The following is a 14,369-nucleotide window of genomic DNA, read 5'->3' on the forward strand; positions in this document are numbered from 1 at the left end:
GTCAGGCAAATAGCGATTTAAAACGGTTGCGATTTTCCGCGTCGTCAAAGCGGGCGAACACGCTCAGAAATTGGGAGCGGACCCGCTGGTGTTCGATTCCCAACCGGGTGACCAGGCCGCCGACGGCCGCCGCCAGAAGGATTTCCCGGGGTGACTTGGGGGCGATCCCCTGAAGATAGTCGACGAGAAATTCCTGCTGAACGGAAAGGTCGTTGAAGTCGCCCAGATTCTCCTGAAGCTGTTTGAGCTGCTTGATCAGGATTTTCATCTGATCTTTAGGAAACAGGGAAGTGAAAAATTCGAGCAGGTAACGCAATTTCTTGCAGTCGATGCGCAGTCGATGCAGCTCTTCATCGGGCGTCGCGGCCGTAATCTTGCGGCCTTTTTTGACGATCCGGCGATAGCGCTTGTGGATCACCGCCCGGGCCAGTTCGCCGATGGGGCGGTTGCCTTCAGGCGCGTCGGATTTGGCCGGGCGATCCGATCGGACAAATGCGTCCAGGACGTCCATGTCCGAGGCGAACGCATCGGTGGCCATGCGTTTGATCATGCGGGCTTTCGCGTAGCGGCGCTTGCGCGCAAGGGCGCTGAAGAGCTGGGCAATCCCGGGTTTGAGCACGTCGGCGACCATGGCGGTGTATTCGGCTTTTTTCAGCAGGTAGACGTCCAGGTCACGCAGGTTGCCGGTAATATCGCCCATATTCTTCAGCCGGGTCGTCAGGTCGGCCGTCGTGCGGGCATCCAGGACGCCTTTCATCTGGCCGAGCAGAGAGCGGGCCCGCCGCACGGATACGCGAAAGTCGTGCAAAAACTCGCTGTCGATATCCTCGCGCACGCCGGAAAGATTCTGGTGCATCACCGTGACCAGTTGCTCCATGATGCGCCGGACCGCTTCGGTGGCGGGGATGTCGGGCTGCAGTTCGATATCGACTTTGGAGCTGTTGGTTCCGGGAGAAAATCCGTTTCTCTCCAGCAAGGTCAGCACCGGCGACTGTCGGGCCGGTTCCAGTCCCATCTCCTGCAGACCGGCCACGGCCAGCTTCGCGGCCTTGGCATAGCCGCGCACCGGTTCGATGCGGCAGTGTTCGACGGCATTCTCCCCGGTGTCGAGGCGATAGGTTTCCAGCACCAGGCGGGCAACGATTTTCTCGTCGCTGTTGAGCAGCTCGTGCTGGACGCACTGACATTCGACCTTGCCCAGGGAGATCAGGGCCCGCATTTCCATGACCGGCTCGAGCGCATCGGCCATCTCCGATTCGGTAAAATCCCAGGCAAAGACAATCCGCTTTTCCGATTGCAATACCAGTTTGTCGATGGGTTGGCCGGTGTGGATATCGATGGTCCGATATGCATCCGTGGACCTGAGCATCAGCCAGCCCGTTTTGAACAGCCGCCAGTCGAAGGTGTCCATGACTTCGAACGAATCGGCGGATGACGTTTCGCGGATGCCGGTAAACCGGTCCGCCAACTCCTTGACCATCGCATCGCGGGCGTTTGGTTCAGGCAGGATATATCTGTGATCGGCCATGAGCGTTCCTTTCACAAGCGGCATGCATCGGGTGCGGACCGGTTTTTCGTAGATCGTGTCCGGCGTTTTCTGGATGGGGAAGCCGGGGATTTTTTCCCGGCTCGGTCCATGCGGTTCGTCCGTGATCGGATGTAGTCGCGGTACATGATGCGCACCAGGCCGTCGGCCAGGCCGATCTGCGGCACGGAGATGCCGCGAATCCCACCCCATTTCATCACGGACATATAGATTTTCATGGCGGGCATGATGACGTCCACGCGGTCGGGCTTCAGTCCAAGCTTGGTGATGCGGTCATCGAACGAGAAAAAATTCAGGTTGGTGCGGACTTTTTTCATTTTGGCCAGGGTAATGGTTTTGTCGTCCGAACATTTGGCCAGCTTAATGATCTTGTTGATGTTGCCGCCGCTGCCGATGGCGTCGATATTGAAAAAAGAACGCGTATGGCGCTGAATCCATGATTTCATCTCCTTCCAATGATCTTTTTTAACCAGGTCCTCAAGCAATCGAATGGTGCCGATCTCAAAGGATCTGGAAACCGTTTTGCCGCTGGAGTGGATGGTGATTTCCGTGCTGCCGCCGCCGACGTCGATAAACAGCCAGGCCCGGCCATCGACCAGGTGGCTCCAGGGATTGTTCGCAAAGATGATTTTGGCCTCTTCCTTACCGCTGATAATTTGGATGTCCACCCCGGTCTGTTCCCTGATTCGCTTTTTGATCTTCGATCCGTTGCTGGATTCGCGCATGGCCGAGGTGGCGCAGGCGCGAAAATTCAGGGGGCGGTAGGCGTTGACCAGGGATTTGAACCCCTGAATCGTATTGAGCAGTCGCTCGGCGTTGTCCTTGGAGATTTTTTTGTGGATAAAGGCGTCCCTTCCCATGCGGATGGGCATGCGGATCAGGGAGATTTTCCGGAAATAGGGTCCGTTTTGTGTTTCAAACACTTCGGAAAGCAACAGGCGGACGGCGTTGGATCCGATGTCGATGGCTGCGAAGCGGTTGCTGGTCAACATGCGGGTCAAACCCTTTCGGTTGGAATGCCGATAGATTCACGTGGAAGGGAAGCAAAGCACATATGGACAGGTGCGGACAATATAAAATCAGGAGGCACCGCCGGGGATTGAACCCTTGCGAAAGGTCAAACGAATGGTTCCCGGCGGGTCCGGGAGTGGTACGGCAAAACGCTGCTGGAATCAGTTTATGGATTGCATGGCGCGATCCATTGGCTGTCCCGCCAGCACGGACGGATGCAATTCCCGGGCGGAGCCCCAGTGCTGCATGTACAGCCGATAGGCCATGTCCCGCGGACGTCGGGGGGTAACCGAATACCGCAGATAACCGATCAACCGCTTCAACTGGCGTGAATAGGTTTGGAAATCCGTCTTGCGTTCGGAGCGGTACGCCATGCGGTCGGCCCGGTTGGCTTCTTCCACGGCCAGGGAGAGCGCTTCCCAGGAGGTTTTATTTTTAACCGTTTCCACAAACTCATCGATTCTGCAGTTTTCGGAAATCATGCGAACTCCTTTGTATGGCAGCGATATTTTCTGGACTGGCAAAATGAATATTGAAACGATTTTTAGTCAACTCTAAGTTCGGTTAATGATCCATTTTTGGTAGTTACCCGCAAAATGTTAGGGAATTGTTAGGAAAGTCATTTTCCAATATTGAAAAACCTTCTTTTTTCACAACATTCTAATTTAATTGTATTTTTTCACAAAGATTTAAATATTTTATAAAATCATAGGGTTGTAGCTTGATTTAAGGGCGCTGCCCCATATGACGGCGGTCTATGAAGGGATGATATTTTTCGATTTTAAAAAACGGCGTTTTGCTAATCATTTGCTAACATTAACGTGAAAAAGTGATCATACGATATGCAGATGAAAGAATAAAATTGAATTACGGAGCCGTTTCAGCCAACATGGATTCTCTTTTCCCCATTGTTTTCCCCATAGCCGGATTGATTGTCCTTATCGGATCGGTCGCCTTCCTCAAATTGTTCGATCATCTTGCCGCCCAGAGCGTCAAACGCCTGCTTGATATGGCGGGTTCGGTTAAAAACAGATAAATAATCGAAAAAAAATTTACGTGTGGTCGTCCTGTTTCAAATTGTCCACAGAAAGCGTCTGTGCTATGAAAGCGATCCCGGTGATATTTTTAAAAGATAGAAAACGGGAGCGGCGCAATGGAACGGATGACGTCAAAAGCGAAGCGATGGATTGAACAGGAAAACAAAGACCCGAGAAGTGCCCGGTGGCAGGCCGCCATAGAAGAGATCATGACCCTTTTCATTCCGCGGTTGGAAAAGGGAAAGTTAACGCCTGTCAGCCCTCTGGAAGAGCAGGACCTCCCAATATTCAAGTCTGCACTGGCCAGCATAGACTTGAGTCCCGGGCTGTGGGCCGCCTTCCTACCCCCTTCTGCAGCCGCTCTGATCCTTCCCCCTGCCGATTCCATGGAAGAATTGGTAAGAATCGACAAAGATAAGCCGTCTTATAAAATCATCATCCAAAGACCAGGAAAAGAAAGCCGTATCCTGTGTGCGGAAATTTCAGAACATGCGCATCGAATCGGCATCGATATTTTCCAGGAAGGCGCTTTACTGGGCAGTTTCAACTACGAGACGGTTCAAATCTGCATGGAGGAGATGACAAAGGCAATCCGTGCCCATGCCTGGGAAAAGAATGAGTGGTCCAGGGAAGCCACCATCGCCTACACCGTGAACTGGTTTGAAAAGGTATTGTGTCTTGAACGGGCCGACGTAAACGTAGAGGAGAAACGTTCCTTTTTCCATTCCCCCACCCTGATCCGGACGAACCGTGTGGATGCGTTGTTTCGTCTCCTGACGGCAGTCCTGAACCTTCGTTTTCAAGCCGATCCGGAAAAATTCGCAGCTTCCCTGCCCGCAAAAACCGGAAACAGGGAAGACCGGATGTCAGCCTGCAGTTCCCTTGCGGAATCTTATCTTCTGGACCTGCTGAACATCGTCCGCTCCCTGGCTCTGCTTGATTTCAAAGAATTCACCGACCAGGAAGAGAAGCAATTCAAGACCGAATTCACCCGATCTGTCCGAAAGCTTTCATCGGACCTCGATAAATTGGCTTCGTAGTCCCGGTTGACCGTTTACAAAAAACAGTCACCGAGGACCCGCGTAGCCGGTGGTTAAGCCGGGAATCTGTGAACGCTTACCCGCATCTGCTTTGTTCTCTAATCAGTTTCTAATCTTCCGCTAATTTAAACCAAACCTTCGATGTGCGACAATACACCGGAAGCGATGCATGTTTTGCAGATCGCCCCACGGCAAAATTGTTTTGCGTTTTTAAAACATGGAGGGAGAGTTAACGGTGGATCGACTCGGTGAATTAATTGGAGCGTTGTCCGACGATGCGGTTGTTGCCAGAAGCGTTTGCGCCAAAACTGAAGGAACCTGCAAGCTTTGCGGCAGGCCAGCCACATTTTTCCGAACGCAATTTTCTAAACTGGAATACAACCTTTCCTCTATTTGTCAGGCCTGCCAGGATTACTACTTCCTGGGTGAAGAGTAGCCCCTGTCGTCGTCTTTTCAGGCTTTGATCAGCGCCTTGAAATCAATGGTATCTTCCGGCGGGTACTGCAGCCAATCCTTGATGCTGTCCCGGATACGGCGCACTGCAGCCAGCTTTTCGGCATCGGTGCCTTCTACCGTGGCCGGATCGGGGAAGGGCCAGTGCCAGCGTTTTGTCACCCCGGGGAAGAGTGGGCATTTGTTTTCCGAATCGTTGCAGACCGTGATGACATGATCGTAGAGTTTGCCGGCCTTGAACAGCTCGAAAACGCTTTGGGGTTTCTTGGCCCCAAGATAGAAGCCATCCTCGCGCATCACCTGAACCACCAGCGGGTTGACGCGGCCCGCCGGCTCCAGCCCGGCGCTTTCCATTTCAAAGTTGTCCCCGAACAATTCCCTCAGATAGGTCTCGGCGATCTGACTGCGACCACTGTTGTGCTGGCAGATGAACAGGATCCTCATTTTTTGGGTCATGGTAACCTCTGTCGATTCAAGTTGTCGATTCATTCTATTTTAGATGGAAATTGTTAGCATCGTGTTAGGCGATAGCAATAGAACCCATTATCTGTTTCCATGAGTATGCCATCTCTATCGTTCGATTTTTTAGCAACACCCTCCACGCTAATCGTATTTTAACAACCCTCCAATATTGCCTTAACACCCAAGGCATATTTCTCTACCAAACCGGTTGTCGTTTGATTCTATCCGGCTTCCAGTCCCGCCGCATCTTTCGGTTTCATCGAAAAACAATTTATTGAAGACTTTGAATTTGGGCATTCGCGGGGTTGTTTCCCGCAATGGGTTCAATTAAACTGAAGAAGGAGGAAAAAATGAGTAGAAGGGTATCGGTCTGGAAAATTTGTATCATGGCCCTCGCGGCCGCCTCTTTGTGCATGGGAACTGCCAGTGCAGGCTCAAAATGGAAAAATCAGTGGTCATGGGGGAATCACTGGGGAAATCATGGTGGCCATCAGTGCTCTTCCGGCCCCAAATACGTTTTCTATTTTATCGGTGACGGAATGGCCAGTCCGCAGATTCATGCCACCGAGGCCTATCTGGCCGCATTGACGGAGGACGACACGGTAGCCGGCGGCGTCAAGGCTAACAAGCTGATCATGAGCGAGTTCCCCGTCCAGGGCATGCAGATGAGCTTCGCCAACAACCGTTTCATCACCGGATCGGCGGCTGCCGGAACGGCCCTGGCCTGCGGCAAGAAAACCAACATCGGCGTCATCTCCATGGATCCGGACGCTACGGAGAACTACACCAGTTTGGCCGAGGCGGCCAAAGCCAGGGGAATGAAGGTGGGCATCGTTTCCAGCGTCTCCATCGACCACGCCACCCCGGCCGTTTTTTATGCCCATGAAGCCAGCCGCAACAACTACGAACAGATCGGCGAATGGCTGCTGAACAGCGATTTCGATTATTTCGGCGGCGGCGGTTTCCGAGTCAACAAATACAGCAGCGATACGTATGACGATCTTTCCAACGACGAACGCTATGCCTTGGTTGAAACTACTGCTGTGAAAAATGGCTTCACATTCGCCAACACCCGCGAGGAATTCGATGCCTTGAACCGTCGCACCGGCCGGGCCATTGCCGTCAATCCCGATTTGGACAGTTCCAATGCCATTCCTTATGCCCTGAACCGCATGGCTGCCGATGGCCCCGGAGAAGACTATGAAGACTCCATCAGCCTGGCAGAGTTCACCGAAAAAGGCATCGAACTGATGCAAAAGAACCGCTGCGGGTTTTTCATGATGGTGGAAGGCGGCAAGATCGACTGGGCCTGCCATGCCAACGACGCCCGGGCCGCCATCGAAGACACCATCGCCTTTGACGATGCCATCGGCGTAGCCGTGGCTTTTGCCAAAAAACATCCTTCCGATACTCTCATCGTCGTCACCGGCGACCACGAGTGCGGTGGCATGACTCTGGGTTTTGCCGGCACGGTCTATGAAACCTACTACGAAAAAATGGCCGCTCAGACTATTGCTTACGACGATTTCGGTCTTAAAACACTGGCCAACTATGTCGCTGCCCATCAGCCGCTGCCGGAGGATATCGATGGTGACATGTGGCAGATCATCCTGGCTACCTACGGTATGGATGGCGCCGGTCTGACCCCCGATTCTGAAGACGACCTCACCGAGTATGAGATCAGCCTGCTGGAAGATGCCTTCGATAAAACCATGAGTGATGAAAACGAGAACACCGGTGAGGAGAACGACCTTCTTTACGGTACCTACGATCCCCTGTCCGTCACCCTGACCCATCTGCTCAACCGCAAATCCGGTCTGGCCTGGACCTCATACTCCCACACGGCCGTGCCGGTGCCGGTGCTGGCCATGGGTGCCGGATCAGAAATCTTCGACGGCTATTACGACAACACCGATGTGGCAAAGAAGATCGCCAAAATCATGAAGGTAAGGATTGGCGACTGATTCTTGTTGCTGCGATAAACAGATCCTAATCCCGACGTGGGTAAAAAGCGGCTTGCTTTTTACCCACGTTTTTATTTAGACCCTTCCTTCCGTATGTCGTTTTTCTTTAAACACATAAGAATTCCAATGGAAAAGGGCGGCGTTAGACTGCCCTGTGGACACCTATGCTGAAAAATAACATCGTTTCCCTTTTTTTTGTATTTTGTTGCGTATTTTTATCTTTTCTGCCGACCGGTTTCGAAGGCAGCAGAGCTAAGGATGCGTATCTGGTAAAAGCGGTCGTGCTTTCCGTGGACAATGCCGACTTGCGTCAGAACCTGATCGTGCGCACCGGCACGCAGGATGTCCAGGTGGAAATTGTGCAGGGTCCCCACAAGGGGCAGCGGACCCGCGTCGTGAATCCATTGGCAGGGAAAATGGAGTTCGACGAGATTTATGTCACGGGAGACACCATCCTGGTGGAGTACAAAATCCATGACGGTAAAATCCACATGGCTTTCACTCGCGGGTATTACCGGCTCAACCATGAACTTTTTTTAATTGCCCTGTTTGGCATCTTCATTGTCGCCGTTGCCGGGTTTACAGGCCTCAAGGCGCTGCTGTCCTTCCTTTTCGCGGCGCTCATGATTTGGAAGGTGCTGATTCCGCTTTTCCTCAAAGATTTCAGCCCTATACCGATTTCACTGGCCGTCGTGGCTGCCTTGACGGCCTCGGTCAGTTTTCTCGTTGGCGGATGGACCCGCAAAGGGTTGACCGCTTTTGTAGGTTCTTTCGCCGGCCTGGTGCTGGCCTGTATCCTGGCCAAGCTATTCGCCCCGGGGTTTCACCTTAACGGCGCAGTCAGGCCCTATGCCGAAAACCTGCTTTACGCCGGCTTTCCGCATCTGGATCTGACGGAAATTTTTCTGGCCGGAATTTTCCTTTCCTGCTCCGGTGCGGTCATGGACCTGTCCATGGACATTGCCGCATCCATCGACGAGGTCAAAAGCAAAAAGCCGGAAATCGGATTCGGTGAACTCTTCGGCTCCGGCATGGCCGTGGGGCGCTCCGTGATCGGCACCATGACCACTACGCTGCTGTTGGCCTATTCGGGAGGGTACACGGCCATGCTGATGAATTTCATGGGGCAGGGGTGGAAAGTTCAGCAGATTCTCAACGTCAATTTCGTGGCGTCGGAGATTCTCAATGTTTTCGTGGGCAGCTTCGGGTTGGTAGCTGTGGCGCCGCTCACGGCCATCGCCGGGGCAGTGATGTACAGCCGGAAAAATCTATAAATAAAGAAAATATTCCTTGAAAATCAGCAAAAAAGGCAGGGCCCGTCCGGACCCTGCCTTTTGGATAGAAGTAGAAGAAAGCCGCTGCTATTTCCAGAAAAAATAGCGATGATGCCCGCCCCGGCAATGGGGCCAGCGCTTTTTCACGTCAATTTTGTAAACGGTCGTGGTGCCGCTGACCTCGTTGGTCACTGCCAGCAGGTTGTCGCCGGTGGGGCTTTTACGGGCAGGAATGAAGGTCAACCCCTCGGGCGCCAGGTCGCCGGCGGTGCCTGCCTCGGCATCACCGCTGAAATCACGGTTGTTGATGTACTGGACAAATTCAGGGTCGCGGGGATCAGTGATGTCGTAGACCATGATGCCGCCGACGCGCTCGAGGCCAAGGAACAGGTAGGTCCGGCCGTCGATCTCGCCCAGGGTCAGACCCTCGGGCTCGGGACCCTTGTCGTCGCTGCGGTTGTCGAAGGAGTCGTTCTCGTCGTTGGTGCTGTTGAAGTTGAAGGGCAGAGCCGCGGCAGTTAGCTGTTCTAGTTGGTCGCCGCTGTCGAATACCAGGCGCAGGCCTTTTTTAGTTGGGGTGAAGATGCTGAAAGACCGGGCGCCGAAGGAGTAGCGTTCGTCATAGTCGCCGTCCCCATCCAGGTCGCCCTGGGCGGTGGTGACGGTCAGGCGCCCTAATACTTCATTTTCCTGAAGCGTCTCGGCATCGGGAAACATGTCCGGATCCAGATCCAGATTTTTCACCCGTTCTTCTTCGGCAAAGGTATCGTAATCGCGGGCATCGCCCTCATTGGCCGTCACCCGGTACCGGCGGCATCGGCTGCCTTAGGCTGCAATGGCATCCGGCTGAAACATGCCGAATACACCGTTATAATTGGCAATGTTGATAACATCGTCCTTGTTTGAGGCGTCGATACCGTTTCCGGTCATGCCGTGGTCCTTGACGCCCAGGGGCAGGATGTCCACGATGCGCCCGCTGTAAATGTTCAGAACGGCTACGGCATTATTCTCCTGGAGGGTCACCCAGGCTTGGGAAGAGTCATCGGCTACGGCAATGTACTCTGGCTCCAGGTCCTGAGCCACGGTGGCATTTGGGCCGAAGATGCGCACGCCGTCGGTCACCAGCTTGTCTTTGCATTTGTTGAATTTCTCGAAGCCGGCGGTTTTGACCCGGGCCCGCCAAACACCGCGGGAGATGTCGATGATGGAAACCGAGCCCTCAGGGTCCACGGTGTAGTCGTCGTTGGGCTCGCCTTCATTGGCCACCAGGACCTTGCGGCCGTCGGGGGTGAAGGTCAGCATGTCCGGCAGGGCGCCGACCGTGATCTGGTTGAGAAAATGGCCGTCGGTATCAAAGAAGGCAACCGTGCCAGAATCCTGCTTGACGTCCGCCTCCACGGCCACGGCTACGATGCGGCCATTCACGGCCACGCTGTTGACTCCGCCTCCGTATGGTGACAGGTCGATGGTGAACGCCTTAATCGGTTCGACCGGGTTGGTGATGTCCAGCGCATCGACAGTGTTCTCATTGGCGTTGGAGACGAACAGGCGTCGGGTTTTGGGATCGAAGGCCACAATTTCGGCGGCGCCTTCGTCAAACACGTTGCTGGCATAGGTGCCCAGCACGCTCAGCTCTACCTTGGGATCGAGGGAGATTAGGGCGCGGTTGTCCGTGGGAGCAAGGTCGGTCCACAGGGCGTAGAGCATCTGCCCCAGATATTGGGTGGTAGCATCCGTACTGCTCAAAAATCCGTTGATCAGGTTTAATGTTTCGTCGTCCGCCTGCTCGTCGCCGGCGTAATGGGCGACGAAGGCTTTGGCCACATAGGGCGCCAGGTCGCCGGCAGTAGCTGCATCCAGCCCGTATTGATAAACCAGCGAATACTGGGCGATACCCAATAGCCCTTCATACAGAAAAGCCTGGGCGTACTCCTGAAAGTCCTCCCCACCGGTGTAAGATGCTTCGATCTCGGTGATATAGCGGGTTTCCACCTGGGCAGCATTATCGCCATGCAGCGTGACGATGCGATAGGGGCAGGGGGCCGTTACCAGGCTACCGGTTTCGATATCGTAGAGTTTTGCGTTTTCAAATTCTTTTTCAGTGATGTCGTTGGCGTGGTAGTGTCCGGTGAAGGCCAAATTCAGTCCGGCGTCGGCCAGGGCTTCGGAGACGTTTTCCCAGTCGTCGATGACATATTCGGGGAATGATAGAGGATCGGCCTGGCCGGTGTAGTGCTCCACCAGTCCATGATGCTGAAATTGAAAACCATCCGGCGCTTGGACGCGCGGTCGTCACATTGTAACCATGCATGTTTTTATGAATACGGATGAAGCTGGTCGTAACGGTTCGTCCTTTCGGAAGGCATGATGCCGGGGAACTGTTTGATTGTTATCAGCGAAGGAGGGATGACATTTTATTGTAAAACGAATCAACGGCCGATGAGAGTCATCAATTACCCGTCTTCTCTTCGCCCCCCTCTTTTGACATAATGGGTGTGGTTAACGCCATAAAAGATAGCATCGCCGTAAGTAGAAACCATAGATTTACAGCTTCCACAATATTTGCGTGGCACACCCCGGCCGGTCCATAGCATGTACACGCTGTGATCTGCAGCGCACTTCGGGCAAATACAGCGAACGAACCGTTTATCATGCTTAAATTGTAGACGATCCTCTTCGTTAAGCCATTTATTGTTCAGCCATTGATCCGAAGACTCCAAACTGAGACTCTCAACTTCTAAATCCATTTTCCATTCCTTCTTAATGGCGGATTAGCTGTTTACGAAATTATAGAAAGATCGGTTCTTATGGGAGGATCCATTGGAAAGATTTATGGGATTGGTTGGGGACTATCCGGCAACAGCCACCTTATTCGCATTGAGCGTCCCGAACATTTTCCAGGTTTCGTCGAAGGCGGCCTCGAAAGACCGGTTTTGCATGTATTTGCGTGCTTCCTGGCCCATGGCCGAGCGCCGTTCGTGATCGGAGATCACTGATCGCACGGCGTCGAGAATCGCCTGTTCGCTGTCCGCCTCTACAATCAACCCGGTTTTGCCCGGCAGGATGTTCTCCATGGGGCCGCCCTGATCGGTAACGATAACCGGGATACCCGAGGCCTGGGCTTCCAGGACGACGTTGCCGAAGGTGTCCGTGGTGCTGGGGAAAACGAATAGATCGCTGGAGGCATAGGCTTCGGCCAGATCCTCGCCTTCCAGGCGGCCCGTAAAAATACAGGGCAGATCGGCCATGTACGACTGCATCTCCTCCAAGTAGGGACCCTCGCCGACGATGGTGAGCACCACATTCCGACTGTTCCGAGCCAGCTTCCGATAGGCCTGGGCCAGCAGGTGGAGGTTTTTCTCCTTGGAAACCCGCCCCACATAGAGCAGTTTGACCTGCTGTTCGCTGCAGTTCCACTTTCCGAAAAAGCCGTTGCGTTTTGACGGATTGAAGCGATGGATATCGATGCCGCGGGGGTAAATTTTTATTTTATCGGCGCTGATGCCTTTATCCACCAGTTCGTCCTTGGTGCTTTTGGACGGCGCATAGATCAGATCCAACTGATCATAATACCAGAGAACGAACTTCCAGGCCAGCTCTTCCATGAAGGCGCTGCCCGTGAGAATTTGAACATACTGGGGAATGGCCGTATGATAGGTCCCGGAGATCGGCACCCGCAAAAAGCGGGCGACGGCCAGGGCCGCCAACCCGATGGGTCCCGGCGTGGCCGTGTGGATGTGATTGAATCCTTCCCGGTGGCAGTAGTCGAGCATTTCAAGCAGCGGCGGGTAGAAGATTTTCTGCTGTTCGTATTCCGGCAGGTCGTAGGTGCCGATGGGTGCGAAATTCTTGACCCCTTTCCGAGGCGGCCGGTTTTCGTCGTCGCAGGTGATCAGGGTGTAGTGGTGGTTGGCGGCGGTGGCCAGATGAACTTGCTGCTGCAGAGTCAGGGCCACGCCGTTGATTTCGTAGAATGTGTCCGTGAAATGGGCCACGTGGGTGTCATCAACCAAGTTGATACCGGCAGGCGCCTTTTGGATACCGAACGCCTCACGAATCTGAATGCCCAGGTCGCGCCCCATGGTGAACTGGGAAAAAGCCACGAAATAAGGTGCCAACAGGGTGTACAGACCGCCCGCCGAGCCGATGGATTGGAAGATATTGAACACATTGGCGCCGGAGAGGTGGTCCAACAGGTGGTTGCCGAAATGGACCGTTACACGGTTGGAAAGCGTATCGACAAAAGAGAACCAATGATCTTCGGGCGCCTGCTCATTCTCTTTGCCGGGGTCCGCCAGATAGGGATTCTCTTCGATCAGTTTCTGGGTTTCATGGCGCAAAAGTGTGGCCAGCGAATCCGATAACGGATGCTTGACCCGTTTGCGCTTGTGGGCACGGAAGAAGAAATAGACCCGCGAAAGCATACCGGGCTGGGTTTCGTTTTCCATGGTCAGCGACCGGTCCAGAAAGCGGACCAGCGGATCTTTGCCGGCATAGCGTCCGAGATTGAATTTATGGCGGAAAAACTGCCAGGCAATGCCGTAGAGGTTGTGGGCCATGGTCTGGGGAGTGGGGGCATCGGCGTGAACGACCGCCGGGTTGGCCCGCATGGCGGCAAGAGAGACCGATGTGTCGTGGCTTCCTATAAATTCGGTGTAGGTCCTGGCGATGTTCAGGGAACTGTGGTCATCCGATCCGCCGAAAAGGCGTTTCTGATGAGGATTCTCAAACGCCGGTTCAATGCCGTGTTTGTCCGCCAGGCGCTCTATGTCTTTCGGGGTGAGGTTGTTGAGAACAGTTCTGATCGTCTGATTTTCGCGACTGTTACGGGCGCCGTTCAACTCGAAGTTCCGGAAAAGCAGGAGCAGTTGTTCGAAGTGCTCGAGGGTCATCCGGTCGTTGACCGCATACAGGGGATGGGCGATGATGTTGAAGATGTTCTCCCGGCGAAAATAGGCCGTGAGATCGTAGATGCTGGGCCGCAGCTTCTGGATCTCCTCATGCTGGTCCTCAGTGATATCCAGGGCCAGCACATGCAACTTGCAGCCGTCTTCGGGAAAATAACTGGTCACTTCCTCGCTGACGAAGGTTCCCGGCAGATGGGCGATTTCCAGGGCTCCGCCGATGCTGTTGTGGTCGGTGATGGTCACATGAGTCATGCCCCGCCGTTTGGCAATGTCATACAATTGCAGCGGTTCGGTGAAACTCTCGGGGGTGCCGATTTTTTTCAGGATCCACTGGGATGGTCGTTTGGAATACTTGGAATGCACATGGAGATCGATCCGCATCGCGTTTCCTTTCTTTTTCTTCGTTCCCCGGTCAAGGACTGCTTTTATCTCATTCGACAACGTGCAAAAATTCCTTTTCTTCTGAATAGGACTACTTTTTTGGCTGCCTTATGCTCACCGGTTTATTAAAAAAAGATTAAGGAAAAGATAGATTATGGTTAAATTGGTTCAAACGGTAGGGCGGATGGTCGATGGCATTTATTCCTCTTCTAAGAAAGCGACCATTGTTTCCCTGGCGTTAGCAAAACGTTTGTTTTCGGTTACGATTTTTTAACCAATTTCTAATCGCCCGGT

The 14,369-nt window shown here is 53.6% G+C and carries 10 protein-coding genes and 1 pseudogene; 5 read left to right on the forward strand and 6 right to left on the reverse strand.

What is annotated here, in order from left to right; genetic code table 11:
- Position 1 precedes the first annotated feature (1 nt).
- From GN111_RS28595 to GN111_RS28605, 3 genes are all read right to left on the reverse strand, one after another.
- Positions 2-1,528 carry a CHAD domain-containing protein gene (locus GN111_RS28595; RefSeq protein ID WP_170302500.1) on the reverse strand — a complete coding sequence of 509 codons (1,527 nt, stop codon included), beginning with the start codon at positions 1,526-1,528 and terminating at the stop codon, positions 2-4.
- Positions 1,529-1,539: 11 nt separating this feature from the next.
- On the reverse strand, positions 1,540-2,538 hold the full coding sequence (locus GN111_RS28600) for a Ppx/GppA phosphatase family protein (RefSeq protein WP_155307018.1): 999 nt from the start codon (positions 2,536-2,538) through the stop codon (positions 1,540-1,542).
- 180 nt (positions 2,539-2,718) lie between these two features.
- On the reverse strand, positions 2,719-3,039 hold the full coding sequence (locus tag GN111_RS28605; protein WP_155307019.1) for a hypothetical protein: 321 nt from the start codon (positions 3,037-3,039) through the stop codon (positions 2,719-2,721).
- A 407-nt stretch (positions 3,040-3,446) separates the two neighbouring features.
- On the opposite strand from GN111_RS28605, the gene GN111_RS28610 reads away from it, so the two are divergent.
- The 3 genes from GN111_RS28610 to GN111_RS28620 all read left to right on the forward strand — a co-directional run bounded on the left by GN111_RS28610 (position 3,447) and on the right by GN111_RS28620 (position 5,070).
- The gene (locus GN111_RS28610) at positions 3,447-3,593 is read left to right on the forward strand and encodes a hypothetical protein (protein ID WP_155307020.1); all 147 of its coding nucleotides are present in this window, start codon (positions 3,447-3,449) and stop codon (positions 3,591-3,593) included.
- Between the two features lie 117 nt (positions 3,594-3,710).
- Complete coding sequence (locus GN111_RS28615) at positions 3,711-4,634, forward strand: hypothetical protein (protein ID WP_155307021.1); 924 nt, start codon at positions 3,711-3,713, stop codon at positions 4,632-4,634.
- 235 nt (positions 4,635-4,869) lie between these two features.
- The gene (locus tag GN111_RS28620; protein ID WP_155307022.1) at positions 4,870-5,070 is read left to right on the forward strand and encodes a hypothetical protein; all 201 of its coding nucleotides are present in this window, start codon (positions 4,870-4,872) and stop codon (positions 5,068-5,070) included.
- Between the two features lie 17 nt (positions 5,071-5,087).
- Here the strand turns inward: GN111_RS28620 and GN111_RS28625 are convergent, their stop codons facing one another.
- Complete coding sequence (locus GN111_RS28625) at positions 5,088-5,543, reverse strand: arsenate reductase ArsC (RefSeq protein ID WP_197740446.1); 456 nt, start codon at positions 5,541-5,543, stop codon at positions 5,088-5,090.
- A 356-nt stretch (positions 5,544-5,899) separates the two neighbouring features.
- On the opposite strand from GN111_RS28625, the gene GN111_RS28630 reads away from it, so the two are divergent.
- Together GN111_RS28630 and GN111_RS28635 are read left to right on the forward strand one after the other, a co-directional pair.
- On the forward strand, positions 5,900-7,513 hold the full coding sequence (locus tag GN111_RS28630; protein ID WP_197740447.1) for an alkaline phosphatase: 1,614 nt from the start codon (positions 5,900-5,902) through the stop codon (positions 7,511-7,513).
- A 164-nt stretch (positions 7,514-7,677) separates the two neighbouring features.
- Positions 7,678-8,787 carry a YibE/F family protein gene (locus GN111_RS28635; RefSeq protein ID WP_155307023.1) on the forward strand — a complete coding sequence of 370 codons (1,110 nt, stop codon included), beginning with the start codon at positions 7,678-7,680 and terminating at the stop codon, positions 8,785-8,787.
- 87 nt (positions 8,788-8,874) lie between these two features.
- On the opposite strand, the pseudogene GN111_RS34640 reads toward GN111_RS28635, so the two are convergent.
- Both GN111_RS34640 and GN111_RS28650 read right to left on the reverse strand, forming a co-directional pair.
- A pseudogene (locus GN111_RS34640) lies at positions 8,875-10,494 on the reverse strand (choice-of-anchor I family protein).
- 1,142 nt (positions 10,495-11,636) lie between these two features.
- Positions 11,637-14,075 (reverse strand): glycosyltransferase, encoded by a 2,439-nt coding sequence (locus tag GN111_RS28650; protein ID WP_155307026.1) that lies wholly within the window; start codon positions 14,073-14,075, stop codon positions 11,637-11,639.
- Positions 14,076-14,369: the final 294 nt, after the last annotated feature.

The sequence above is a fragment of the Desulfosarcina widdelii genome, from assembly GCF_009688965.1.
GTDB lineage: Bacteria > Desulfobacterota > Desulfobacteria > Desulfobacterales > Desulfosarcinaceae > Desulfosarcina > Desulfosarcina widdelii.